Origin of the sequence: Actinomycetospora sp. (assembly GCF_036497245.1) — a bacterium.
Taxonomy (GTDB): domain Bacteria; phylum Actinomycetota; class Actinomycetes; order Mycobacteriales; family Pseudonocardiaceae; genus Actinomycetospora.
In genome coordinates, this window is sequence record NZ_DASXJS010000151.1 from 1 (window position 1) to 25317 (window position 25317).

General features: G+C 71.8%; 23 protein-coding genes and 2 tRNA genes. 15 read left to right on the forward strand and 10 right to left on the reverse strand.

Annotated features, from left to right (window positions below; all coding sequences use genetic code 11):
* The first annotated feature begins 159 nt into the window (after positions 1-159).
* The 8 genes from gnd (at position 160) to VGI02_RS16325 (ending at position 10273) form a co-directional block, all read left to right on the forward strand.
* Complete coding sequence (gnd, locus tag VGI02_RS16290; RefSeq protein ID WP_331628655.1) at positions 160-1071, forward strand: phosphogluconate dehydrogenase (NAD(+)-dependent, decarboxylating); 912 nt, start codon at positions 160-162, stop codon at positions 1069-1071.
* Positions 1072-1079: 8 nt separating this feature from the next.
* A complete protein-coding gene (gene recF / locus VGI02_RS16295) occupies positions 1080-2321 on the forward strand; it encodes a DNA replication/repair protein RecF (protein WP_331628657.1) in 1242 nt (413 codons plus the stop codon).
* 313 nt (positions 2322-2634) lie between these two features.
* Entirely contained in the window at positions 2635-3141 is a 507-nt protein-coding gene (locus VGI02_RS16300) for a DciA family protein (RefSeq protein WP_331628697.1), read from the forward strand.
* Between the two features lie 220 nt (positions 3142-3361).
* Positions 3362-5365 carry a DNA topoisomerase (ATP-hydrolyzing) subunit B gene (gene gyrB / locus VGI02_RS16305; RefSeq protein ID WP_331628659.1) on the forward strand — a complete coding sequence of 668 codons (2004 nt, stop codon included), beginning with the start codon at positions 3362-3364 and terminating at the stop codon, positions 5363-5365.
* Positions 5366-5612: 247 nt separating this feature from the next.
* The gene (locus VGI02_RS16310) at positions 5613-6431 is read left to right on the forward strand and encodes an FkbM family methyltransferase (RefSeq protein WP_331628662.1); all 819 of its coding nucleotides are present in this window, start codon (positions 5613-5615) and stop codon (positions 6429-6431) included.
* Between the two features lie 198 nt (positions 6432-6629).
* Positions 6630-9140, forward strand: coding sequence for a DNA gyrase subunit A (gene gyrA / locus VGI02_RS16315; protein ID WP_331628664.1), 2511 nt, complete (start codon positions 6630-6632; stop codon positions 9138-9140).
* 151 nt (positions 9141-9291) lie between these two features.
* Complete coding sequence (locus tag VGI02_RS16320; RefSeq protein ID WP_414638294.1) at positions 9292-10122, forward strand: DUF3566 domain-containing protein; 831 nt, start codon at positions 9292-9294, stop codon at positions 10120-10122.
* A gap of 74 nt (positions 10123-10196) precedes the next feature.
* Positions 10197-10273: transfer RNA gene (locus VGI02_RS16325), tRNA-Ile, on the forward strand.
* Positions 10274-10345: 72 nt separating this feature from the next.
* On the opposite strand, the gene VGI02_RS16330 is transcribed toward VGI02_RS16325, so the two are convergent.
* The 4 genes from VGI02_RS16330 to VGI02_RS16345 form a co-directional block, all read right to left on the reverse strand.
* A complete protein-coding gene (locus tag VGI02_RS16330; protein WP_331628667.1) occupies positions 10346-10750 on the reverse strand; it encodes a histone-like nucleoid-structuring protein Lsr2 in 405 nt (134 codons plus the stop codon).
* Between the two features lie 102 nt (positions 10751-10852).
* Positions 10853-11293: an SRPBCC family protein gene (locus VGI02_RS16335; RefSeq protein ID WP_331628669.1), complete on the reverse strand. Its 441-nt coding sequence runs from the start codon at positions 11291-11293 to the stop codon at positions 10853-10855.
* Between the two features lie 3 nt (positions 11294-11296).
* Complete coding sequence (locus tag VGI02_RS16340) at positions 11297-12157, reverse strand: phosphoenolpyruvate hydrolase family protein (RefSeq protein ID WP_331628671.1); 861 nt, start codon at positions 12155-12157, stop codon at positions 11297-11299.
* An 11-nt stretch (positions 12158-12168) separates the two neighbouring features.
* On the reverse strand, positions 12169-13347 hold the full coding sequence (locus VGI02_RS16345; RefSeq protein WP_331628673.1) for a Tm-1-like ATP-binding domain-containing protein: 1179 nt from the start codon (positions 13345-13347) through the stop codon (positions 12169-12171).
* Positions 13348-13502: 155 nt separating this feature from the next.
* On the opposite strand from VGI02_RS16345, the gene VGI02_RS16350 reads away from it, so the two are divergent.
* From VGI02_RS16350 to VGI02_RS16360, 3 genes are all read left to right on the forward strand, one after another.
* A complete protein-coding gene (locus tag VGI02_RS16350; RefSeq protein ID WP_331628675.1) occupies positions 13503-14387 on the forward strand; it encodes an alpha/beta fold hydrolase in 885 nt (294 codons plus the stop codon).
* A complete protein-coding gene (locus VGI02_RS16355; RefSeq protein WP_331628677.1) occupies positions 14384-14494 on the forward strand; it encodes a DLW-39 family protein in 111 nt (36 codons plus the stop codon). Before VGI02_RS16350 ends, VGI02_RS16355 begins: the two co-directional genes overlap by 4 nt.
* Before the next feature lie 14 nt (positions 14495-14508).
* Positions 14509-14581 (forward strand) — tRNA-Ala (locus VGI02_RS16360).
* Positions 14582-14680: 99 nt separating this feature from the next.
* Here VGI02_RS16360 and VGI02_RS16365 read toward each other — a convergent pair.
* Complete coding sequence (locus VGI02_RS16365; protein WP_331628680.1) at positions 14681-15418, reverse strand: SRPBCC family protein; 738 nt, start codon at positions 15416-15418, stop codon at positions 14681-14683.
* Positions 15415-17649 carry a molybdopterin-containing oxidoreductase family protein gene (locus tag VGI02_RS16370; RefSeq protein WP_331628682.1) on the reverse strand — a complete coding sequence of 745 codons (2235 nt, stop codon included), beginning with the start codon at positions 17647-17649 and terminating at the stop codon, positions 15415-15417. The genes VGI02_RS16365 and VGI02_RS16370 overlap by 4 nt, the downstream gene beginning before the upstream one ends.
* Before the next feature lie 78 nt (positions 17650-17727).
* Here VGI02_RS16370 and VGI02_RS16375 point away from each other — a divergent pair, with 78 nt between their 5' ends.
* On the forward strand, positions 17728-18210 hold the full coding sequence (locus VGI02_RS16375) for a winged helix-turn-helix transcriptional regulator (protein WP_331628684.1): 483 nt from the start codon (positions 17728-17730) through the stop codon (positions 18208-18210).
* A gap of 36 nt (positions 18211-18246) precedes the next feature.
* Here the strand turns inward: VGI02_RS16375 and VGI02_RS16380 are convergent, their stop codons facing one another.
* Entirely contained in the window at positions 18247-19500 is a 1254-nt protein-coding gene (locus tag VGI02_RS16380; protein ID WP_331628686.1) for an APC family permease, read from the reverse strand.
* Between the two features lie 141 nt (positions 19501-19641).
* Here VGI02_RS16380 and VGI02_RS16385 point away from each other — a divergent pair, with 141 nt between their 5' ends.
* The 3 genes from VGI02_RS16385 (at position 19642) to VGI02_RS16395 (ending at position 22381) form a co-directional block, all read left to right on the forward strand.
* Positions 19642-20361, forward strand: a complete 720-nt coding sequence (locus VGI02_RS16385) for an arsenate reductase/protein-tyrosine-phosphatase family protein (RefSeq protein ID WP_414638295.1) — start codon at positions 19642-19644, stop codon at positions 20359-20361.
* On the forward strand, positions 20358-20789 hold the full coding sequence (locus VGI02_RS16390) for a VOC family protein (RefSeq protein WP_331628688.1): 432 nt from the start codon (positions 20358-20360) through the stop codon (positions 20787-20789). Before VGI02_RS16385 ends, VGI02_RS16390 begins: the two co-directional genes overlap by 4 nt.
* Before the next feature lie 272 nt (positions 20790-21061).
* Positions 21062-22381, forward strand: a complete 1320-nt coding sequence (locus VGI02_RS16395; RefSeq protein WP_331628690.1) for a protoporphyrinogen/coproporphyrinogen oxidase — start codon at positions 21062-21064, stop codon at positions 22379-22381.
* A gap of 21 nt (positions 22382-22402) precedes the next feature.
* Here VGI02_RS16395 and paaI read toward each other — a convergent pair whose 3' ends face one another.
* The 3 genes from paaI to VGI02_RS16410 all read right to left on the reverse strand — a co-directional run.
* Positions 22403-22780 carry a hydroxyphenylacetyl-CoA thioesterase PaaI gene (paaI, locus tag VGI02_RS16400; protein ID WP_331628701.1) on the reverse strand — a complete coding sequence of 126 codons (378 nt, stop codon included), beginning with the start codon at positions 22778-22780 and terminating at the stop codon, positions 22403-22405.
* 32 nt (positions 22781-22812) lie between these two features.
* Entirely contained in the window at positions 22813-24849 is a 2037-nt protein-coding gene (paaZ, locus tag VGI02_RS16405) for a phenylacetic acid degradation bifunctional protein PaaZ (protein ID WP_331628692.1), read from the reverse strand.
* Positions 24850-24896: 47 nt separating this feature from the next.
* Positions 24897-25317: 2Fe-2S iron-sulfur cluster-binding protein (locus VGI02_RS16410; protein ID WP_331628695.1), on the reverse strand; the 421-nt coding region annotated here is incomplete at its 5' end.

Below are 25317 nucleotides of genomic sequence, written 5' to 3' on the forward strand. Positions count from 1 at the left end.
GGTATCTCTACCTGCTCATGCCGGTCCGCCTGCCGGGCTGACCGCGGCCCGGGGGCGGGCCGCTGGAACCGGCCCGCAGCGGGTACGAAGGGATCGGACCCGGCGCATCGCCGGGGGCACGCACGGAACCGGGGCTGGACACGAGGGGAGCGGATCGCGGTGCAGCTGGGGATGGTCGGGCTCGGCCGGATGGGCGGCAACATGGCCGAGCGGCTGCGGGCCGCCGGCCACGAGGTCGTCGGGTACGCCAACGACGGGTCGGGGGACGTGCAGTCGCTCGACGAGCTCGCCAAGGCCCTGACCGCGCCGCGCACGGTGTGGCTGATGGTGCCCTCGGGCGAGCCCACGCACTCGACGGTCCGCAGCCTCGCCGACCTCCTCGACGAGGGAGACCTCGTTGTCGACGGGGGCAACAGCCGCTTCACCGACGACACCGAGCACGCCGAGCTGCTCTCCGGCCACGGCGTCCACTACGCCGACTGCGGGGTGTCCGGCGGCGTCTGGGGGCGCACCGAGGGCTACGGGCTGATGGCGGGCGGCGCGCCCGCCGACATCGAACGCCTGATGCCGGTCTTCGACGCGCTGCGGCCGGAGGGGCCCCGCGACGAGGGCTTCGCGCACGCAGGCCCGGTCGGGGCGGGGCACTACGCCAAGATGGTCCACAACGGCGTCGAGTACGGCCTCATGCAGGCCTATGCCGAGGGATACGAGCTGCTGTCCGCGGGCGGCCCGGTCACCGACGTCGGCGCCGTGATGAAGGCCTGGAGCCGCGGCACCGTGGTGCGTAGCTGGCTGCTCGACCTCATGGTCCTGGCCCTCGAGTCCGATCCCCACCTGGATCAGATCACCGGGTACGCCGAGGACTCCGGCGAGGGCCGCTGGACCGTGGACGAGGCGATCGTGCACGCCGTGCCGCTGCCCGTGATCTCCGCGGCGCTCTTCGCGCGCTTCGCCTCCCGCCAGGTCGACTCGCCGGCGATGAAGGCCGTCGCCGCACTGCGGGCCCAGTTCGGCGGTCACGCGACGCGCAAGGCCGGGGAGGCCGCCAACGAGCCGCCGACGGGCGGCTAGACGACACCGTGTACGTGAGGGAGCTGTCGGTCACGGACTTCCGTTCCTGGCCGCAGGCGGACCTGAGCCTCACCCCCGGGGTCACCGTGCTCGTCGGCGCCAACGGCCAGGGCAAGACCAACCTCGTCGAGGCCGTCGGCTACCTGGCCACGCTGTCGTCGCATCGGGTGTCCTCGGACGCTCCGCTGGTCCGCCGCGGGGCGTCCGCCGCGGTCGTGCGGGCGACCGCGGTCAACGAGGGCCGCGAGCTGACGGTGCAGGTGGAGATACAGCCGGGCAAGGCGAACCGGGCGCGGGTCAACCGGTCGCCGGTACCCCGCCCCCGCGAGATCCTCGGCATCGTCCGGACGGTCGTGTTCGCTCCCGAGGACCTCGCACTGGTCCGCGGTGACCCCGGGGAGCGCCGGGGATTCCTCGACGACCTCCTGGTGGCCCGTGCCCCGCGCTGGGCGGGCGTGCGCAGCGAGTACGACAAGGTGCTGCGCCAGCGGTCGGCGCTGCTCAAGTCGGCGCGGTCGGCCCGCGGTGCTCGCGAGGCGGGCACCCTCGACGTGTGGGACGCCCATCTCGCCCGGGCCGGGGCGTCCCTCACCGCGGGCCGCATCCTGCTCGCGCGCGCTCTCGCGCCGCACGTGACGGCGGCCTACGCCGACGTCGCGCCGGAGTCGGTGCCGGTCGGGGCGCGCTACCGCTCCCGGGTGGACGCGGTGGACGCGCTGGCCGGGCCCGAGGCCGCCGACGCCGGCCCGGGTGACGAGGCCGAGCGCGACGAGGCGACCGGCGGCCCGCGGTACGCCGCCCTCGCCGAGGAGCTCGAGACGGCGCTCCTGGAGGAGATCGGCCGCCGGCGCGACCAGGAGATCGAGCGCGGGGTGTGCCTCGTGGGCCCCCACCGCGACGACCTGGAGCTCACCCTCGGGGACGGACCGGCGAAGGGCTACGCCAGCCACGGCGAGTCGTGGGCCCTGGCCCTCGCGCTGCGCCTCGGGGGGTTCGAGCTGCTGCGCGCCGAGGGCTCGGAACCGGTCCTCATCCTCGACGACGTCTTCGCCGAGCTGGATGCCCGCCGCCGTGAGGCCCTCGCCCGAACGGCGGCACGGGCCGAGCAGGTGCTGGTCACGGCGGCGGTGGACGACGACGTGCCCGCGATCCTCGCGGGAGCACGCTTCGTGGTCGAAGACGGCACGGTCCGTGACGAAGCGTCCTCGGGACGACCGATGGAGGTGGTCGCTGATGAGCCGAATCGGTGAAGAAGGTCCCAATTCTGGGGACAGACCTGTGGATGCTGTGGACAACTTGTTCAGCATCGGCGGCAGGGACCCCTCCGAGGCCCCGGATCCGGGGTCTGACCTGCGACGTGGACGCGGCGGCGCCGTCCACACCCCGGGTACGGACCGCGACGCGGTCTCGCTGCCTCCGGCCCGCCTCGGCCCCCGGGGCCACACGAACGGCCGCCGGGCGGATACCGAGGGTGCGAACGGGGGCCCGGTCGAGGCCGCTTCGACCGGGCCATCGGAGGCCGGCCCCGACGCCGATCCCGACGCCGAGCCGCGGGGGTCCGACATCGCCCGCGCCGCTCTGGACGCGGCCCGGGCACGGCAGGCGGAGCGGGGCGGGGGCACCCGGGGCTCGTCGCGGCGCACGGTCCGGCGCGGCGTCCCGGGCGAGGGGGCCCGCCGCCGTCGTCGGGGATGGTCGGGGGCGGGCTCCGACGACAGGGACCCGCAGCCCCTCGGCCGCGTCGCCTCACGGCTGTCGACCCAGCGCGGGTGGACCCCGAACCTCGCGAACGGCTCGGTCTTCGGGCGGTGGGCCGACCTGGTGGGGACCGAGGTCGCCGAGCACGCCACACCGACGGCCCTGCGCGACGGCGAGCTGACCGTCCAGGCCGACTCGACGGCGTGGGCGACCCAGCTGCGCCTGCTCCAGCGCCAGCTGCTCGCCAAGATCGCGGCGGGGCTCGGTCACGGCGTCGTGACCAAGATGCGCATCCACGGACCGTCCGCGCCGAGCTGGCGCCGGGGCCCCCGGCACGTCTCGGGGCGGGGACCGCGCGACACGTACGGCTGAGCGCCCGCTGTCCGGGCCCAGGACGCCGGAGGGGCCCATGGCGGGCGGTCGGACCCTCCCGTGGTCCCGCCAGGCGCTCTGCGACGCGCTCAACAGGCGGACCGGCCCGTTCTGGCGTGGGTCGACCAGTAGACTGTCAGGTGTAGTGCGCGACCGCTGTCGTCCCGGTGTCGGCGGGCTCGGCGCACCGACCGTTTCAGGTAGGGAGATTCAGACGCCCGTGGCTGCCGCGAAGAAGAACAACGACTACAGCGCGTCGTCCATCACCGTCCTCGAGGGCCTCGAGGCGGTCCGCAAGCGGCCCGGCATGTACATCGGGTCCACCGGTGAGCGCGGCCTGCACCACCTCATCTGGGAGGCCGTCGACAACTCGGTCGACGAGGCGATGGCGGGCTACGCCACCGCGGTCACGGTGACGCTGCAGGCCGACGGCGGCATCTCGGTGGTCGACGACGGACGCGGTATCCCGGTCGACGAGCACCCGGTCGAGAAGAAGCCCGCCGTCGAGATGGTCATGACCATGCTCCACGCCGGCGGCAAGTTCGACGACAAGTCCTACGCGGTCTCGGGCGGCCTGCACGGCGTCGGCATCAGCGTCGTCAACGCCCTCTCCACGGCGCTCGACGTCGAGATCCACCGCGACGGCCAGGTCTGGACCCAGCACTACGACCACTCGGTCCCCGGCACGCTCATCCAGGCCGGGAAGACCCGCAAGACCGGCACCACGATCACGTTCTGGGCCGACCCCGGGATCTTCGAGTCCACGACCTACAACTTCGAGACGATCTCGCGCCGGCTGCAGGAGATGGCGTTCCTCAACAAGGGGCTGACCATCAACCTGCGCGACGAGCGCAAGGCCGACGGTGACTCCGAGGACGCCGCCGAGCTGGACGACGCCCCCGACGCCGAGGGCTACGTCGCGAAGGTCAAGGAGCGGACCTTCCAGTACCCGGGCGGGCTCGAGGACTTCGTCGCGTACATCAACCACGCGAAGGACCCGATCCACAAGAAGCCGGTGGCGTTCCAGGCGGAGGGCACCGGCCACCAGGTCGAGGTCGCGATGCAGTGGAACTCCGGCTACTCGGAGTCCGTCTACACCTTCTGCAACACGATCAACACCAGCGAGGGCGGTACCCACGAGGAGGGCTTCCGCTCGGCGTTGACCACCACGGTCAACCGCTACGCCCGCGACAAGAAGCTCATCAAGGAGAAGGACCCGGCGCTGACCGGCGACGACATCCGCGAGGGCCTCGCCGCGATCGTGTCGGTGAAGGTCGCGGAGCCGCAGTTCGAGGGCCAGACGAAGACCAAGCTCGGCAACACCGAGGTGAAGTCGTTCGTCCAGCGGGTCTGCAACGAGTGGCTTTCGGACTGGTTCGAGCGCAACCCCGCCGAGGCCAAGACGATCATCAACAAGGCGGTCGGTTCGGCCCAGGCCCGGATGGCGGCGCGCAAGGCCCGCGAGCTCGTGCGCCGCAAGACCGCGGGCGACATCGGCGGGCTGCCGGGCAAGCTCGCCGACTGCCGCTCCAACGACCCGAGCCGCAGCGAGGTCTACATCGTCGAGGGTGACTCGGCGGGCGGTTCGGCGAAGTCGGGCCGCGACTCGATGTTCCAGGCGATCCTGCCGATCCGCGGCAAGATCATCAACGTCGAGAAGGCCCGCATCGACCGCGTCCTCAAGAACAACGAGGTCCAGTCGATCATCACGGCGCTCGGCACCGGCATCCACGACGAGTTCGACCTCACCAAGCTGCGCTACCACAAGATCGTGCTGATGGCCGACGCCGACGTCGACGGCCAGCACATCCGGACGCTGCTGCTGACGCTGCTGTTCCGCTTCATGCGGCCGCTGGTCGAGAACGGTCACGTGTTCCTGGCGATGCCGCCGCTCTACAAGATCAAGTGGGGTGGCCGGGGGGCCGAGCCGGAGTTCGCGTACTCCGACCGCGAGCGCGACGGGCTCCTCGAGGTCGGGCGCGCGGCCGGCAAGAAGATCAACAAGGACGAGGGGATCCAGCGCTACAAGGGCCTCGGCGAGATGAACGCGACGGAACTCTGGGAGACCACGATGGATCCCGAGACGCGCATGATGATGCAGGTGACCCTCGACGACGCGGCCACCGCCGACGAGCTGTTCAGCGTGCTCATGGGTGAGGACGTGGAGTCGCGGCGTTCGTTCATCACCCGCAACGCCAAGGACGTCCGCTTCCTCGACATCTGACGCCGCGGGCAGGCCTCGGGGCGCCGGGGCCTGCCCAGCCGTTGATCAGGAGCACATGAGGCACGCGGTGGGACGCTGATTCCTGCGCCACGTGCCCCTCGTCGGCCGTGCCCTCCCCGCCCCGGCGCACGTTCCACGGGAAACCACCCCTCGGGACCGGAGCCCGCCTGGGTGATCGACTACCCCCTGGCTACTCTTTCCGTCGCACGGCGGGTTCCCCCGCCTGCCGGAGCTGAGGAGCAGCGCGGTGGATCGGGTGGCGGAGTCGAGGTCCGGGACCGGGTCGACGGGGCTGCTGAGCCGGGCGCTCCGCACGGCGGCCCCGCACGCGTGGTTCCTCGAGGACGAGGTCGCGGGGCTCGCCGCTCTCGTCGGCCCCGGAGCGGTGTGCCTCGACGTCGGCGCCGAGTACGGGCTCTACACGTGGACCCTCGCCGGTCTGGCCGGACGTTCCGGCCACGTCCACGCGGTGGAGCCCCAGCCCGGACCGTCGGCGTTCGTCGATACCGTCCGGCGCCTGCTGCGCGCGCGCACCGTCACCGTGCACCGGACCGCCCTCGGAGCCGCGGCGGGAGGCGGGGTCCTCTCGCTGCCCCGCAGGCGCCTGCTGCCCGTCCACGGCCGGGCGTTCCTGACCACGGGCGCGAGCGGGCTCGGGTCGAACGCGGAGTTCGACCACCACGAGGACGTGCCGGTGGCCGTGACCACCCTCGACGACCTCGTCTCCGACCTCGGACTCTCCCGGCTGGACCTGGTCAAGGCCGACATCGAGGGGGCGGAGGCGCTGCTGCTGGCGGGGGCGCACGCCACCCTGGCCACGCTGCGCCCGATCCTCATGCTCGAGCTCGAGGACCGTCACCTGGCGCGGTTCGGGGCGTCCGTGGCCGAGATCGTGGCCGGCCTCGGGACCGCGGGCTACACGGCCCGGACCTGGGACGCGGAGCGGGGCTGGGTCTCCCGCCGCCCCGATGACGACCGTCGTAACGTGCTGTTCGTCCCCGAAGGACCCGCCGGAGAAGACACGCCGACCCGCGGCGGGGCCACGCACGGGTTGCACCGCACCTGACCGGGGAGAACACGCGCGGGGGAGCCACGGGGTTCGCGGAGGTCGCCGGTAGAATCGGGGTGTCGGGCCCGGTGTCCTCGTGACCGCCGCCGGTTCGGCGGGACGGGCGCGCCCCTGATGCGTTCTCCGCGGTGACCGGCCGCGGCCCCGGGGGCGCCCAGTGGGTGCAGTGGGACCCAGGATGGAGTTGAACACCGCGTGACCGAGACGACGTTGCCTCCGGGTTCGGGCGACCGGATCGAGCCGGTCGACATCCAGCAGGAGATGCAGCGCTCCTACATCGACTACGCGATGAGCGTGATCGTGGGGCGCGCGCTCCCGCTGGTGGAGGACGGGCTGAAGCCGGTGCACCGCCGGGTCCTCTACTCGATGTACGACTCCGGGTTCCGCCCGGACCGCAGCTACGTGAAGTGCGCCCGCGTCGTCGGCGACGTCATGGGCAACTACCACCCGCACGGCGACTCGGCGATCTACGACGCCCTCGTGCGGCTCGCGCAGCCCTGGGCGATGCGCTACCCGCTGATCGACGGCCAGGGGAACTTCGGCTCGCCGGGCAACGACCCCGCGGCCGCGATGCGGTACACGGAGTGCCGCCTCACGCCGCTCGCCATGTCGATGCTGCAGGACATCGACGAGGAGACCGTCGACTTCGTCGACAACTACGACGGCCGCACCCAGGAACCGTCCGTCCTCCCCGGCCGCGTCCCGAACCTGCTGATCAACGGCAGCGCCGGGATCGCCGTGGGCATGGCGACCAACATCCCGCCGCATAACCTGCGCGAGGTCGCCGAGGGCGCCACCTGGGCCCTCGACCACCCGGACGCCTCCGAGGAGGAGACCCTCGAGGCGCTCATGGAGCGCATCAAGGGACCGGACTTCCCGACGGCCGGCCTGGTCGTCGGCCGCGACGGCATCGACTCCGCGTACCGCACCGGCCGCGGGTCGATCCGGATGCGCGCCGTGGTCGAGGTCGAGGAGGACACGAAGGGCCGCACCACCCTCGTCGTCACCGAGCTGCCCTACCAGGTCAACCCGGACCACCTCATCGAGTCGATCGCGACGATGGTCCGCGAGGGCCGGATGACCGGGATCGCCGAGATCAACGACGAGTCGTCCGACCGCATCGGGCGCCGCATCGTCGTCACCCTGCGCCGCGACGCCGTGGCCAAGGTGGTGCTGAACAACCTCTACAAGCACACGCAGCTGCAGTACAGCTTCGGTGTCAACATGCTGACGATCGTCGACGGCGTGCCGCGCACGCTGCGGCTGGACCAGGTCATCCGGCACTGGGTCCGGCACCAGATCGAGGTCATCGTCCGGCGCACCCGCTACCGCTTGCGCAAGGCCGAGGAGCGGGCCCACATCCTGCGCGGCCTGGTCAAGGCGCTGGACGCGCTCGACGAGGTCATCGCCCTGATCCGCGCGTCGGAGACGGTCGACGTCGCGCGGACCGGCCTGATCGAGCTCCTCGAGATCGACGAGCTCCAGGCGCAGGCCATCCTCGACATGCAGCTCCGCCGCCTGGCCGCCCTCGAGCGCCAGAAGATCATCGACGAGCTCGCCGAGATCGAGGCGACGATCCGCGACCTGCAGGACATCCTCGACCGGCCCGAGCGCCAGCGGCAGATCGTCCGTGACGAGCTCGGCGAGATCGTCGAGAAGCACGGTGACGAGCGGAAGACGCGGCTCGTCGGCTACGACGGCGAGGTCGCCGACGAGGACCTCATCGCGGTCGAGGACGTCGTCGTCACCATCACGCGGACCGGCTACGCGAAGCGCACCAAGACCGACCTGTACCGCGCGCAGAAGCGCGGCGGGCGCGGGGTGCAGGGCGCGCAGCTGAAGCAGGACGACCTGGTCGCGCACTTCTTCGTCTGTTCCACGCACGACTGGCTGCTGTTCTTCACGAACAAGGGCCGCGTGTACCGGGCGAAGGCCTACGAGCTGCCCGAGGCCAACCGCAGCGCGCGCGGTCAGCACGTCGCGAACCTCCTCGCGTTCCAGCCCGAGGAGCAGATCGCCCAGGTCATGCAGATCCAGGACTACACGGCCGCGCCGTACCTGGTGCTCGCCACCAAGAGCGGCCTGGTGAAGAAGTCCAAGCTCACCGACTTCGACTCGAACCGCACCGGCGGGTTGATCGGCATCAACCTGCGCGGCGAGGACGAGCTCGTCGGCGCGGTGCTCTGCTCCGGTGACGACGACCTGCTGCTCGTCTCCGCGGAGGGCCAGTCGATCCGGTTCTCGGCCACCGACGACGCCCTGCGCCCGATGGGCCGGGCGACCTCGGGCGTCATGGGGATGCGGTTCAACTCCGGAGACGAGCTGCTCTCCATCGGCGTGGTCCGCGACGGCACGTTCCTGCTGGTCGCGACCGGCGGCGGGTACGCGAAGCGGACGCCGATCGAGGACTACCCGGTGCAGGGTCGTGGCGGGAAGGGCGTGCTCACGCTGCAGTACGACCGTCGCCGCGGGACGCTCGTCGGCGCCCTGATCGTCGAGCTGGAGGACGAGCTGTACGCGATCACCGCCAGCGGTGGGGTCATCCGCACCACGGCCAAGGAGGTCCGCAAGGCGGGCCGCCAGACCAAGGGCGTGCGACTGATGAACCTCGGCGAGAATGGCACCCTGCTCGCGGTGGCCCGCAACGCCGAGAGCTCGGCGGACCCGGACGCCGGCGGCCCGGAACAGCCGGACACGCTCCTGTGATCCCGGTCCAGGCCTGAACCGCGCTCCCGCCCCCGACCACGAGACGAGCACCGTGAGCACTGCGACACCGGACGAGGACGACGCTCGCGACAGCGAGCAGGCCGGCACCGCCGCCGGCAAGAACGCGGGCGGTGACACCGCCGCCGACACGGTGGCGACGACGCCCGCGAGCTCCGGGGACGAGACCGCACGCGGGTCGGAGCAGGCCGCCTCGGCCGGCGGACCGCCGCCGCCCTGGCAGCGTGCCGGTTCGCGCAGCGAGGGCGGGGCCCGGCCGGCGGAGGGCGACCACCGTCCCTCGCCGCGTCCGGCGACCGGCCCGCTGCCCACCGCGGGCGGGGAGCAGCGCACGGGCACCCCCGCCGCGGGCGTCCCGCGTCCCTCGCCGCAGGGTCCGCCACCCAGCGGCCCGATCCCGACCGGCCAGCGTCCGTCGCCGCCGAGCGGTCCGATGCCGGCGCAGGGGGAGCGCCGGTCGAACACCGCGCTGATCGACGCGCCGACCAATCAGCTCTCACCGGAGCAGCTCGGGATGCGCACGGGCGGGCGCAACCCGGAGCCGGAGCCCGACCTCGACGACATCGAGGACGACGTCCGTTCCGCGCGCCCGTCACGGGGCAAGGTGCCCCGGCGGGCGAGCCTGCAGGTCAAGCGCTTCGACCCGTGGTCGGTGCTCAAGCTCGCGCTGGTGCTCGGTGTTGCGCTGTTCTTCGTGTGGATGTTCGCGGTCGGCGTGCTCTACGCGGTGCTCGACGGCATGGGCGTCTGGGCGCAGCTCAACGGCACCTACCAGGACCTCACCTCCGACACCGGCGGTGCGGGTCAGCTGATCACCGCGGGCGGGGTCTTCGGTATCGCGGCCATCGTCGGGGTGGTCAACACGATCCTGTTCACCGCACTCGCGAGCGTCTCGGCGTTCATCTACAACATCTCGGCCGACGTGGCCGGCGGCATCGAGGTCACGCTCTCGGAGCGGGACTAGGCACTGCCGGACCGCGACCCCCGGTGGCGGACGGACCGGACACCCTCCGGTAATCTGGCAGCGCCACCGCGCGGGGGCCCATAGCTCAGTTGGTTAGAGCGCGTCGCTGATAACGACGAGGTCGCTGGTTCAAATCCAGCTGGGCCCACCAGCCAGGTCACCCCAGCACGACGACGGCCCCGGAGCTCTGCGCTCCGGGGCCGTCGTCGTGGGGGGGAGAACGTCAGCCGGAGAAGGCGGCCGCGGCGGACCCGTTCTTGCCGCGGGACTCCCAGGCCTCGACGACGTTGTTCGGCACGCGGCCGCGATCCGAGACCTCGAAGCCCTCGGAACGGGCCCAGTCGCGGATCTGCTTCGAGGTCTCGCGGTCGTATCCGCCGGGCGACGTGGCCCGGGGCGTTCCGGTCCCGGCGCCGCTGGAACGACGACGGCCGGCTGCGCGGCGCCCCCCGGTGCGCCGGGCGGCGGCGACGTACTGCGCGAGCGAGTCGCGCAGCCCCGCACTGTTCTTGTCGTCGAGATCGATCTCGTAGGTCACGCCGTCCAGCGCGAACTCGACGGTGGTGATGTCCTCGGACTCCTCACCAGTCAGGTCGTCGACCAACGTGACGACGGTCTTCTGGGCCATCCGGCGTACTCCTCGGCTCGCGGGGGAAATGCACCCGGAATCGTCACCGGGTTCCATTCACGTTATCAGTGAATCCACCGATCGCGAGCACAGGGCGGCATGTCACTCGACGGAGGGTGAGAAATGGGCCCCGAGACCGGTGAGTCCGCCGGCGAACACGCCCTGCCCGAACAACTCCGTGAGCTGTTCCGCGTCCCCCGAGTCACAGTCGAACACGACTCCCCACTCGACGAACGATTCCCCCGTCGTCGTCACCGGGACGACGCGCATCGTGGAGCGGTAGAGCCGCACCGGGAACGGTGACGTGAGGATCTCGTAGGTGAGCGAGCGTGCCGTGTCGTCGAGGGACGCCAGGAGCTCCCGCACCTGGCCGCCGTCGCCGAGAGTGAGACGGCGGACGGCTCCCACGGAGTCACCGGGCGTCTCGAGCTCGCTCGACGCGATGGCGGGATGCCAGCGCGGCAGTCCGTCGAAGTCGCGGACGACCGCCCAGACGGCGGCGGCGTCGGCGGGGATGATCGCGGAGGCGAACGCTTCGGGCATGAGTCAGGACTCCTTCTGGTGCGGGCGGATGCGGGTGAACTCACGGGTGCGGGCGGTGAGCGCCTCCTCGGTGGGCAGGCGCTCCATGCTGCTGGCGCCGTAGAACCCGTGGCAGGTCGCGGCGCGTTCCAGCACGTAGCGGGCGTCGTCGGGGGCCGAGACGGGCCCGCCGTGCACGAGCACGAGGACGTCGTCGCGGACCTCCCGCGCCGCGGCCGACCATTCGTCGACCAGTGCGACGCAGTCGTCCAGGGACTTCGCGGTGTCGGCGCCGATGGAGCCGCCGGTCGTCAGGCCCATGTGGCACACGACGACGTCCGCGCCCGCCGTCGTCATCGCGCGGGCGTCCTCGGCCGAGAACACGTACGGCGTGGTGAGCAGGTCTTCCTCGTGGGCCGCGGCGACGAGATCGACCTCGTGCGCGAAGCCCATACCGGTCTCCTCGAGATTGGCGCGGAAGACGCCGTCGATGAGGCCGACCGTCGGGAAGTTCTGGACCCCGGCGAATCCGAGCTCACGCAGCTCGCGCAGGAATCGCGGTCGGATGAGGAACGGGTCGGTGCCGTTGACCCCGGCGAGCACGGGAGTGTGCGACACCACCGGCAGGACCTCGTGGGCCATCTCCACGACGATGTCGTTGGCGTTGCCGTAGGCGAGCAGTCCCGCGAGCGATCCGCGGCCCGCCATCCGATAGCGCCCCGAGTTGTAGATGACGATGAGATCGATCCCGCCCGCTTCCTCACAGCGAGCCGACAATCCGGTCCCTGCGCCGCCGCCGACGATCGGTTCGCCGCGCGCGACCTTCTCGCGCAGACCTTCCACGATCTCGAGGCGACCGGGCGTCTGCTGTCCGTGCGTGCCCATGCAGCTCCTTCTCAGCCGGTGATCCCGTGCAGTTCGGCGACGAGGCGCGCCGCGAACTCCGGGTCGTTCACGTGGTGGTCGGTCTCGATCAGGTGCCGATCGGCGTCCTGGACGAGTTCCGCGCGCAGGGTCTCGACGAGGGCCTCGGTGGCGGCCGGGTCGGCGAACGGGCCGCCCTCGACGTCGAGGGCGGAGACGCCCCGCAGCGGGACGACCAGGCGCACCGGTCCCTCGCACGCGTTGAGCTTGCGGGCGAGGAACCCGGCCGCGGCCCGGCACTCGTCGGGAGTGGTGCGCATCAGCGTCACCTGGGCGTTGTGCTCGTAGAGCAGCCGGCCCCGGTAGCGCTCCGGCACGGTGTCCGGTGCCCCGAAGTTGACCATGTCGAGCGCGCCGACGCTCCCGACCCACGGCACCCGTCGTCGGGCGATCGCGCCGAGCCGGTCCTCGGTGGCGGCCATGACCCCGCCGGCGACCAGGTCGGCGATCTCGGTCGTGGACACGTCGCACACCGCCGACACGAGTCCGTCGTCGACGAGCTTCTCCATCGCCCGTCCGCCGGTGCCGGTGGCGTGGAAGACGAGGCAGTCGTAGGAGTCGGCGACGGTCTCGGTGACGGCGGTGACGCACGGCGTCGTCACCCCGAACATGGTCAGTCCGAGCGCCGGAAGGTCCTGTCCCCGATCGACCGGTGGCGCCGAGAGCGCGCCGGCAAGGGCGTGCGCGGCATTGGCGAGCACCACGCGGCTGATCCGGTTGAGCCCCGCGACGTCGGTGACCGAGTACATCAGCGCGATGTCGCTCGACCCGACGTACGGCGCCACGTTGCCGGACGCCACCGTCGAGACGACGATCTTGGGGACGCCGACCGGCAGCCGCTGCAGGGCCGGGGTGATCAGCGCGGTGCCCCCGGACCCGCCGAGCCCGATCACGCCGTCCAGGTCGTTCCGCTGCGGGAGCCAGCGCTCCAGCGCGTCCGCCATGGCCGCGACCGAGGTCCCCCGGTCTCCGGTGAAGGCCTCCGGACCGGCGAGGTCGGCTGGGGTGACGTCCGCGCGCCGCGCCCCCGGATCGGTGGTCCCGACGTCGACGGTGGTCACCTCGTGCCCCGCGCCGCGGATCTGCTCGGCGACGTAACCGAGCTCGTCGCCCTTCGTGTCGAACGTGCCCACCACGTAGGCGTGCGCCATCCCGATGACCTCCCGACGTCGTCGTCCTGGCACCGTCCTATCGCACTCGGGGCGCCCGCGCGGCGCGTCCTGCCGGCGTCAGCGATGCGGCACCGCCGACACTGGACGTCAGTAGCACCACATCCTCGATCCGATCACCGGCCTAGCCTGGGCCGGTGACGAGCGTCGAGGACGTCGCCGTGCCCGGGGCCCGGCTGCACACCGAGATCCGCGGGTCGGGCCCGCTGCTGCTGTGCGTCGTGGGCGGCAACGGCGACCCGACGGTGTTCGGGCCGCTGGCGGACCTCCTCGCCCCGCGGTGGACCGTCGTCACGTACGTGCGGCGCGGGTTCGTGCGCAGCCCGGTCGACGGCGAGGTGGGCGAGGACAAGCTCGGTGCCGACGTCGAGGACGCGGCCGCACTGGTCGAGCGCCACGGCGGGCCCGCAGTCGTGCTCGGCAGCAGCTCCGGCGCGATCGTGGCCCTCGAACTGCTCGTCCGCCGACCGGATCTGGTGCGCGCCGTGGTCGCGCACGAGCCGCCGCTCGTGTCCGTGCTCTCCGACCGCGACGCGATCGTCGCGCGGTTCGACGCCGTGCTCGCGACCTACCGCCGTGAGGGGGCGGAGGCGGCGATGCCCGAGTTCGGGGAGGTCACCGGCGTCGGGGTGCGCCGACGGTCTCCCGACGACGACGGAGCAGCGCCCGAGGAGCCCGCCGAGCCCGCCGAGCCCGAGCGGATCCCGCCCGAGTTCCTCGCGATGCGCGAGCGCTGGCCGGCCAACAACGCGTTCTGGTTCGAGCACGAGTACGGGCCGTACCCGGTGCACGAGCTCGATCTCGCCGCCCTGCGCCGTCACGCCGACCGCCTGGTCCTCGCCGTCGGTCGCCGGTCCCGGGAAGAGGGGCAGCTCGCGAGCCGGCCGAACCTCAGGCTGGCGCCGGAGCTCGGCCTCGACGCGGTGGAGGTGCCGGGCGGGCACCTGGGCTACGTCGAGGAGCCCGCCGGCTTCGCGGCCGCGCTCGAGGGCGCGGTCCGGCTGCTAGCGTGGGAGTCGTGATGAAGCTGGTCGTCCTGCTGGCCGCGGCGTTCGGGGTCGCGCACCTCGTGCGGCGCCGTCAGGAGCGGCCGGCGGCGGAGGTCTGGCGCGAGGCGACCCGCGCGTAGACCGTCGCCCACGCGGGGACGTAGCTCAATTGGCAGAGCACCGCCTTTGCAAGGCGGGGGTTGAGGGTTCGATTCCCTTCGTCTCCACCCATCCTGACCTGCGATGATGTGTTCCACGTGGAACATCGACGGGCTTGGCCGTCGTCCTGGGGCGCCCCCCGGGGCACCTACCGCGGCGTACAGCCCCTACCGCCCGGATTCGACGGCGACCTTGAGGTTGGCGAGGGTGGTGTCGAGCATGCGGCGGGTGTGGGCGACGCGGTCGTCGACGCCGGTGAGGTGCCTGCCGACGACGAGTAACCAGTCGGGTCGCCGGTCGACCCAGCTCTCGGTGAGGACGCAGCCGCCGTCGTCGGTCGGGGCGATGTCGTAGGCCCACTCGGCAGCCGTCAGCGGCCCGAGCTGGGTGACGAAGGCGAAGCGGCGCCCGGGGTTGGCGTCGGTGACGACGGTGGTGGTCGGCCACCAGCGGCGCGCCCCCTTGTTGGTGCCGACGAACCGCGCGCCTGCAGCGGGCCCACGCTGCTGGCCGATCCAGCGGCCGCCGGTGTTCTCGGGGCTCCAGCGGCCCATACGGGGCAGGTCACTGACAAGGGCGTAGACCTGCTCGGCGGACGCGGCGACGGTGACGGAGGCGCTGGCGGTGGGCTCGCTCATCGGGCTCGGGTTCTCCTGTTCGACGATGCGGTCGGCCACGGTGTCGGAGGAGACGACGCCGCGGGGCCGTGTGGGATCGGGGCGGTCGAGGACACCGGCGTGCTTCGGCGCGACCGTCGACGTGTCGGGCAGCGTGGCGGCGACCAGGCGGGTCACCACCCGGTCCACGGGGCCCTTGTCGTGGCGCAAGGCCCGGTTGAGCAGCGTCTGCTCCAGCTCGGCGCGACGCTCCCGCATCACCAGGGCGGCCTTGTCGCGGCGATTCATCGGGGGGTGGACACGGTCGGACGGGACGGGGCGTGGGTGCCGGCGAGGTGCTCGGGTGGGTGCTCGAGGCGGGTGATGGCGCCGGGGAAGCCCTTGAAGTGCGGGACGCCCTGTTCGAGGTCGAGGAAAACGTCGGCGTCGTCGACGAGCATGCCGTCGTTGTGCCGGTCGGCCGCCCCGCGCGGGTCGTCGGCGAGCAACTCGGGGAACCACCAGCCGTGCGGCACCCGCAGGTGCCCGCGCTGCATGTCCTCGCGGACCTCGACCATCGCGCTGATGCGCCCGTGGGCGCTGGCGATCTCCGCCCAGTCGCCGTCGGCGAGGCCCTCGGCCGCAGCGTCGTCCGGGTGCACGAAGGTCCGCGGCAGCGGGGACATCTTGCGCAGCTGAGGGAGCTGCCGCTGCCCGGTCTGGAAGTACGGGTCCTCCCGGACGCCGATGAACACGCTGTAGGGGCGTTCGGGGTCGGATGGCAGCGCCCGGAAGTAGGGCAGCGGATCGAACCCGAGCTCGTCGAGGACCGAGGAGTACAGCTCGACCTTGCCGCTGGGCGTGCCGAACCCGGTGCGGCGGTAGGACCGGTAGTGGACGGGCGCGAGGCGCATGTCGTGGTCGGCGCAGAACTCGCGGAAGGTCATCCCCAGCGGTTCGAGCCGGTAGTCCAGCGCCTCCTCCGGTGTGCGCCACGGCAGGTGCTCCTCGAGGCCCATCCGCACACCGAGGTCGCGCCAGAACTCGAAGACCCCGCGGCATCCCTCCGGGGGCTCGACCGACTTCTCCGAGGCGATGAGCCAGGAGCGCCAGCCGAAGGAGTCGTGCACGTCGGGGCGCTCGAGCCAGGTGTCACCGGGCAGGACGTAGTCGGCGAGCGCGGCGGTGGGCGTCATGAACAGCTCGTGCGCCACCAGCAGGTCGAGCTGGCACAGGCCGGCCTCGACCTGCTGCTGGTTGGGATAGCTCATCAGCGTGTTGTTGCCCAAGGTGATCATCGCCTTGACCGGGTAGGGCTCACCGGTCGCCATCGCTCGGAACAGCTCGGTCGGGTTGGCCATGTAGGAGCCCATGACGAGGTTGGCCCACTCGTGACCGTGCACGCGCTTGGTGTGCGGGGCGAGGATTTCCCCGGCGCGGTAGGTGTAGGCCGAGTGCTTGTCGTAGCCGAGTTGCGTGGCGCGCTGTTCGGGGGTCAGGGCCTCGTGCAGCTCGAGGAACGACTCGGAGCGCATCTCGGGGTTGAACCCGTACATCAGCTCGCCGCCGGGCACGTCGAGGTGCCCACAGATCGCGCGCAGGATGGACTGCAGCCGGATCGCCGAGGTCGAGGACACCTGCTGATCCAGCGTCGGCGACCACGGCATGCACGCCGACCGGGCGGTCGCGTACATCCGGGCGGCCTTCGCGATCCGCTCGGCGGGGACGCCGGTGATCTCCTCGACGCGCTCGAGGGGGTACTCCGCGACCCGTTCGCGCAGTTCGGCGAAGCCGACGGTCCAGTTCCGGACGAACTCGTGGTCGTAGAGCTCCTCGTCGAGGATCACCCGCAGCCAGCCCAGCAGCATCGCCGCGTCGGTGCCCGAGCGCAGCGGCAGGTGCACATCGGCGCGGGAGGCCTGACCGGACTCACGGGGGTCGAGCACGATCAACGTCCCGCCCTTGGCCTGCGCCTGGAGGATCAGGTCGTAGATCGGGACCCAGGAATGCCGCCGCGGGTTGTGCCCGAACAGCACGATGCAGTCGGTGTTGAGCAGGTCGGGCCACGGGAACCAGCCGTAGGTCAGCTTGTTGACCGCGGCCGTGTTGCCCATGCACATCGCCACACCGCTGATCCAGTTCGGCGACCCGAGCAGGTTCATCACCCGACGGCCCATGCCGTTCTCGGTGCTGGTGTTCCAGTTCGACGTCGACACCGCGAACGACTCGGGCCCGTGGGTGTCGATCACCTTCTGCAGGCGCGCGGCGATGTCGCTCATCGCCTCGTCCCACGAGACCTCCTCCCACTCACCCGAGCCGCGCTCGCCGACGCGCCGCAAGGGAGTGGTGAGCCGCTCGGGACGCGCGTAGAGGTTCGGGGCCGACAGCCCCTTCACGCAGAAGTGGTCCTTGGTGACCGGGTTCGTCGGCCGGGTCACGCGATCGACCGCGCCGTCGCGGACGTGCACGTGCAGCTGGCAGGCGATGTCGCACACCGTGCACACCGCCCGCTTGACCTCATGACCACCGTCGCCGACCACGCACACCTCCGAGCATCTGACTGCTCTCGCCGAAGCTAGGGGGTACACGGGAAGATCGGCAATACCTACTCTGAGGGGGTGAGCTGGCTGGAACTGGACACCGAGAACTGCTCGGTGCAACGAACGCTGGACGTCATCGGGGACCGCTGGTCGCTGCTGATCCTGCGCGAGGCATTCAACGGCGTCCGACGCTTCGACGACCTCACCCGGCACCTGTCGGTTTCCGAATCCGTGCTCAGTCGCCGCTTGCGCAGCCTGGTCGACGCCGGCCTCCTCGAGCGCGTCGCCTACCGCGCCGAACGGCAGCGAACCCGGCAGCACTATCGCCTCACCGACCGCGGCCTGGAGCTGTTCCCCGTGATCACCGCGCTGATGCAGTGGGGCGACCGGCACCTCGCCGACGATGCCGGCCCCGCCTGGACCGTCCGCCACGGCGACTGCGGTCACGCGGTGGAAGCCGTCGTCCGCTGCACTGACGACGGGCAGGTCCTCACCGCCACTGACACCAAGACCGGCCCGGGACCAGGCGCCCGACTTGTTTCACCCGAGTCTCGACACTGAGGCGGAGCGGTTCACCGTGCGTGGAGATCGACGCGCTCATCCACGACTCGGTACCAGCCGGACGGCGCGGTAGATGACTCCGATGGCACACACCAGGAGCCCGGCGAGCACGGCCTGCCAGGGCAGGGTGGCCACGAGAAGCAGGCAACCGGCTGCCCCGACGACCTGGAGCCAGCGTGGGAACCGGCGCTGCGCGGGCGACTGGGTGAACGCCGAGATGTTGGCGACCAGGTAGTAGAGGAGCACGCCGAACGACGAGAAACCGATCGCGTCGCGCAGGTCGACCGTGAGGACGAGCGCCGACACGACGACCGCGACCGTGATCTCCGCGCGGTGCGGTACCTGGTGGCGCGGGTGGACCGCGCCCAGCCAGCGGGGGAGGTCGGCATGGCGGGCCATGGCCAGGGTGGTGCGGCCGACTCCGGCGATCAGGGCCAGCAGAGCCCCGAGCGCCGCGGCCGAGCCGCCGACGGCTATCACCGGCACAGCCCAGGCCCAGCTCCCGACGGCGACCGCGTCGGCCAGCGGAGCGCGCGAGGTCGCGAGCCGCCGGGGCCCGAGCACCAACAGGACCGTCAGCGCGACGACGGCGTAGAGCGCGACCGCGATGGCAAGGGCCGTGACGATGGCGCGCGGGATCGTGCGCCGGGGGTCGCGCACCTCCTCGCCCATGGTGGCGATACGCGCGTAGCCCGCGAAGGTGAAGAACAACAGGCCCGCTGACTGCAGCACTCCGTGCGGGCCGACGTTCCCGATGGGCTCCTCGACCACATGGGCGATGTCGTGCGGCGCGCCCGTGAGTGCGGCGATCACCGTCACCGTCAACACGAACAGCACCAGCCCGACGATCACGCGGGTGAGCCAGGCGGTGCGGGTGATGCCGCGGTAGTTCACCGCCGCGAGCGTGACGACCGCCGCGACGGCCGCGGGCCGTTGCCAAGGCGTGGGCACGGCGTAGGCGGCGAAGGTCAGGGCCATCGCCGCGCAGCTCGCGGTCTTCCCGATGACGAATCCCCAGCCGGCGATGAATCCCCACCAGTTCCCGAGCCGCTCGCGGCCGTAGACGTAGGTCCCGCCCGAGACCGGATACTGCGCCGCGAGCTGGGCCGACGCGGTGGCGTTGCAGTACGCGACCGCTCCCGCGATCGCCAGTCCGATCAGCAGCCCAGCGCCGGCGACCGCCGCGGCCGGTGCGAACGCCGAAAACACTCCGGCGCCGACCATCGAGCCGAGTCCGATCAGCACGGCGTCGGCCAGCCCGAGCCGGCGCGCCAACGGTGGATCGGTCACCTCGACTCCCTCGTTCGACCTGGCCCGAAGTGCATCAACTGTGTTTGATGTATTGAGTGGTCGGCGCGCATACTGGTGCGCGTGCCGCTTGTGGGTCAAGACACCTCGCCGCCGGCGTTCCTGCAGCTGGCAGCGCACCCCGTGCGGTGGCGTCTCATGGCCGAGCTCGCCGGGAGCGACTTCCGCGTTCGGGAGCTGGTGACGCGGCTCGAGCAGCCCCAGAACCTGGTCTCCTACCACCTGCGGCTGCTGCGCGACGGCGGGCTCGTCACCGCAACTCGCAGTTCGGCCGACCGGCGGGACAGCTATTACCACCTCGATCTCGATCGCTGCGCCGACGAGTTGGCCGGCAGCGGTGCGGCGCTCCACCCGGCCCTGCACACCCCGCCATCGTCGCCGCCGGCGCGGCACGGACCGCGACATCCCTCGGTGCTGTTCGTCTGCACCGGCAACAGTGCCCGCTCGCCGGTGGCCGAAGCTCTGCTCTCCTATCGCTCGGCCGGCACGGTCCGTGCGATGAGCGCGGGCAGCCGACCCAAGGAGCACCTGCACCCCGACGCGGTCCGCGTCCTGCGCGACCGGTTCGGCATCGACGTGTCCGGCCGGCGTCCCCGGCATCTCGAGGACCTCGCCGACGAGTCGTTCGATCTCGTCGTCACCTTGTGCGACAAGGCGCGGGAGGTCTGTCCGGAGTTCCCCGGCCGCGTCCGGCGAGTGCACTGGAGCATCCCGGACCCCGCCGCCGGCGACGATGCGCAGGGCTACGCGGCCTTCGAGCGCGCCACGGAGGAGATCGACAAGCGCGTGTGGCACCTGGTGCCTGTCCTCGCCACGGCAAATCACGGAGAGAGTGAGCGATGAACCCAGCCGAGCAGTACGTCAGCGTCCGCTACCTCGTCGACGACGTCGGGGCCTCAATCGACTTCTACACCGGGTACCTCGGGTTCACGCTCAACATGAGCGCTGCGCCCGCCTTCGCCGATGTCCTGCGTGGTCGACTCCGGCTCCTGCTCTCCGGGCCCGCGAGCTCCGGTGCGCGCGCCACCCCCGAGGACGCCTCGACCCCGGGACGCAACCGCATTCACCTGGTGGTCGACGACCTGGACGCCGAGATCACCCGCCTGCGCGCCGCCGGTCTGCCCTTCCGCAGCGACCTCGTCGCCGGTCCGGGAGGTCGCCAGGTCTTGATCGCCGATCCCGGCGGCAACCTGGTCGAGCTCTTCGAACCGGCACAACGACCAGGATCCGCGGGACAGAGCGAGGTCGGGCCGATGTCCGGGACCGCGTGAGGGCGAGTCCCCCGAGACCGACGCCGGCCAGTCCCAGGACGACAGCAACCACAGCCCCGGGTAGGCGGTCGCCGGCGTCGCGACCGACGACGTCCCGCTGACCGAGCAGGTCAAGCCCCACCGCACCGCGATCCCGGCCCTCGTCCCGTCCCGGGTCGAGGGCAAAGGGCGGACGAAGACCCTCCCGTAGGGAGAAGCAGCCCACCCGGGGTCCCGCGCGAGGCTGGACCGATCGGCCTCGTCCAGGGGCGACGGAGTGTGGAGGTCGGCTGATGAAGGTCGCGGTGGTCGGTGGGGGTCCGGCGGGATGCGTGGCGGCGTACACGCTGCGCAAGCTCGGGCACGAGCCCGTGCTCTTCGAGACCCAGGACCACGTCGGCGGGCGGACCAGCCAGGTGCAGCGCGAGGGGTTCAATCTCGGATCCGGGGCGCTGTTCCTGATGGGCGGCATCTACCCGCACACCAACGAACTGCTCGCCGAGCTCGGACGCACCGGTGAGCTGGTGCCGTGGGACGCCGATACCCAGGTCCTCGACGACGACGGGCAGCGTTACCGCGCGAAGTTCGACCAGGTCGTCAGCTTCCTCGGGATGCCGGTGCTGAGCTGGCGGGACAAGCTGCGGATCACCGCCGGGGTGGCGAAGACGTTCCTGTCGCGGGGTCCGCGGTCGTGCTTCGACGGTGCGGAGCTGGCGAAATGGGACACCGGCGACCTCGACACCTGGTCGCGCCGTGTGCTGGGCGACCGCGGAACCCGCTACATCACCGAGCCCTACATGGGCTTCCTCTACGCGGTGCCGATGAGCTGGCTGTCGCCTGCGCTGTTCCACGCCGTCCTCAAGCAGTTCCACAAGCTGTCGCTGTCGGTGCCGAAGGAGGGCATCGGTCAGATCAGCCAGTGGATCGTCGACGCGACGCCGCACCTGGAGCTGCACCTGTCGACCGGTGCGGAGAAGGTCGCGGCCCGCCCCGAGGGCGGGTACACGCTCAAGGCGGGCGGCGTGAGTCACGAGGTCGACGCGATCGTGATGGCCCCGGAGCCGGGCGTGGCCGCCGACCTCCTCGAGGGCGTCGCGCCGGACCACAGCGTGCGCACGCTGCGCGAGTGCCCGTACTCCGACTACGCCCACGTGCAGGTGGGCTACAAGACCAACCCGTGGCCGAGGTTCAAGGCCAGCGTCGCGCTGCCTGCGTCCACCCCGCGGGCATGGGGTGCGTGCGTACTGCAGAGCCACCGTCACCCCAGTTCGGTGCCGCCGGGCGGCGAGGGGGTCGGCGTCTACTTCTACACCCCGCCGCTGGCCGACATGACCGACGACGAGATCGTCGCGGCCGCGCTCGACGCGATCACCGAGGTCTACGGGCCTGCCCCGCATCCCGACGTGGTCGAGCTGTTCCACTACCCGCGGGGCCTGTCGATCGCCACGCCCGGGCACTACGCGCGCATGGACGCCCTGCATGCGCAGATGCCCGCGGGCATCCACCTCGCCGGTGACTACTTCGCCCACGCCGGGGTCGAGGCCGCGATCCTCTCCGGTGAGCGCGCCGCCCGGAACGCGGTCGCGGCTGCGGCGGGCGGCGGCGAGGGATAGGGACCACCGCCTCGCGCGGGGTCAGGAGCGCTGGATGGTGCGGCTCCGTCCCCGGAACTCGGCGATCACCTGGTCGTCGGTCGGGCGGCGGACCGAGACGTCGTAGACCCCGGAACGCCCGTGGCGGGTGCGCTCCGTCGCGGTCGCCTCCAGCACGTCGCCCTCCCGGGCCGCGGCGACGAAGACGACGTCCGCCCCGGCCGCAACGGTGACCGGCCCCGGGCTGTTGCAGGCGCACGCGAACGCGGAGTCGGCGAGCAGGAACAGGTAGCCGCCGTGGCACATCCCGTGGCCGTTGACCATGTCGGCGGTGACGGTCATGGTCACCCGGGCCTGGCCGTCGGCCGCGGAGTGCAGCTCCATCCCGAGCTTGCGGGAGGCCGCGTCGTCGTCCCACATCCTCCGGACGGACGCGACGATCGGGCCGTCGCTCATGAGGTGGCCTGCTTCGCGACGAGGGTCAGGACGTCGTAGCGGGCCACCGAGTCGCCTGCGGCGTTGGTGACGTCGGCGTCCCAGCGGACCTCGCCGTAGGCGGCGGTATCGCGCGGGGTGATCTGCTTCGCGGTCAGGGTGATCGTGAGCTCGTCACCGAACTTGACGGGCGTGAGGAAGCGCAGCGAGTCCACCCCGAAGTTCGCGAGCACCGGCCCCGGTGCGGGGTCGACGAACAGGCCGGCCGCGAACGACACGACGAGGTATCCGTGGGCGACGCGCTCGCCGAAGAACGGGTTCTGCGCCGCGGCCTCGGAATCCATGTGCGCGTAGAACGTGTCGCCGGTGAACTCGGCGAAGTGCTCCACGTCCGCCTGGGTCACCGTGCGGGGCCCGCCGACGACGGTGTCGCCGAGCCGCAGCTCCTCGAGATGCTTACGGAAGGGGTGCACGTTAGTCGTCGTGCGGACCGAGCCCGGCACCCAGCGCCCCGTGATCGCGGTGAGCATGTCGGGCGAGGCCTGGACGGCGGTGCGCTGCATGTGGTGGGTGACGCCGCGGATACCGCCCATCTCCTCGCCACCGCCCGCGCGACCGGGGCCGCCGTGGACGAGCTGGGGCATCGGCGAACCGTGCCCGGTCGAGGACGTCGCGTCGGCCCGGTCGAGCACGAGCATCCGGCCGTGCCACGGTGCGGCGCCGAGGACGACGTCGCGGGCGAACTCCGGATCCCCGGTGACCACCGAGCCGGCGAGCGAGCCCTGCCCACGGGCGGCCAGGTCGACGACCTGCGCCGTCGAGGAGTACGGGACGAGCGTCGAGACCGGGCCGAAGGCCTCGACCTCGTGGACCGCCGCGGAGTCGGGGTCGGCCGAGAGCAGGACCGGGGACATGAACGCGCCGCGCTCGGCATCGGCGTCGGTCACGACCACGTGCTCCGACGAGCCGAAGAGCACCCGCCCGCCGTCGGTCAACGACTTGAGCGAGCGGCGCACCTCCTCACGCTGCTCCAGGCCGGCCAGCGCGCCCATCCGGACGTCCGGGTTCGTCGGGTTCCCGACGGTGACCCGCTCCAGCCGGCCGATCACCGCCTCGGCGACGGCGTCGAGGTGCTGCTCGGGGACGAACGCGCGCCGGATGGCGGTGCACTTCTGGCCGGCCTTGACGATCATCTCGGTGGTCAGTGCCTTGACGTAGAGGTCGAACTCGGGGGTGCCCGGGCCGGAGTCGGGGCCGAGGATCGAGCAGTTCAGCGAGTCGGCCTCGGCGGTGAAGCGCACCGCCCGGGCCGTGAGCGTGGGGTGGGTCCGCAGCTGCTGGGCCGTCGACGCCGAGCCGGTGAACGAGACCAGGTCCTGCTCGGCGAGGTGGTCGAACAGATCCCCGACCGAGCCGGCGAGGAACTGCACCGACCCCTCGGGCAGCAGCCCCGAGCCGACGACGAGTTCCATGAGCTTCGCGGTGAGGAACGCCGTCGGCGTCGCCGGCTTGACGATCGACGGGACGCCCGCGAGCAGCGCCGGGGCGAGCTTCTCGAGCGGCCCCCAGACCGGGAAGTTGTAGGCGTTGACCTGCACCGCGACCCCGTGCCGGGACGTGAGCACGTGCTGGCCGAGGAACGAGCCGTCCTTCGAGAGCGGCTCCACCTCGCCCTCGACGAGCACGCTCCCGGCCGGCAGCTCGCGCTTGCCCTTGGAGGCGTAGGCGGCCAGGACGCCAATGCCGCCGTCGACGTCGAACTTCGAGTCCCCGAGCGTGGCGCCGGTCCGCGCCGAGACCTCGTAGAGCTCCTCGCGGTGCTCGCGCAGGTGCCCGGCCAGGGCCTTGAGCAGCGACGCACGCTGGTGGAACGTCAGATCGCGCAGCGCGGGCCCGCCGACCGAGCGCGCGTACGCGGCCGCCCCGGCGAGATCGAGCCCGGTTGTCGAGAGCCGGCCGACCTCCTCGCCGGTCACGGCGTCGAGCATGGGCCGCCCGTCCCCGGTCCCGGCCTGCCAGCGGCCCTGCAGGAAGCTCGGCGCGAGCGCGGTCATCTGGACGTCCTCCTCGAGAAGGAAATGCGGAAAGCGGCGCGACGTGCTCAGACGTCGTAGTCGATCGTGAGCTCGTCGGAGACGGGGACCGACTGGCACGTCAGGACGAAGCCGGCCGCCACCTCCTCGGGCTCGAGCGCGAAGTTGCGCTGCATGCGGACCTCGCCGCCGGTGACCTTCGCCCGGCACGTCCCGCACACCCCGCCCTTGCAGGCGAACGGCAGATCCGAGCGGACCTTCTGGGCGGCGTCGAGGACGAAGCTGTCGCGCGGGATCGTCGCGGTGACCGACCGGCCGTGCAGCACGATCGTGGCCTGCGCGCCATCATCCGTGCCGTCCCCGCCCACCCCGTCCTCGTGCCGCACCGGCAGGGGCGGCGGGGTGTCGACGTAGAACAGCTCGGCGTGCACCTTCTCGCGGCCGATCCCGAGCTCGGTCAGCAGGTCCCGGGCCCCGGTGACCATCTCC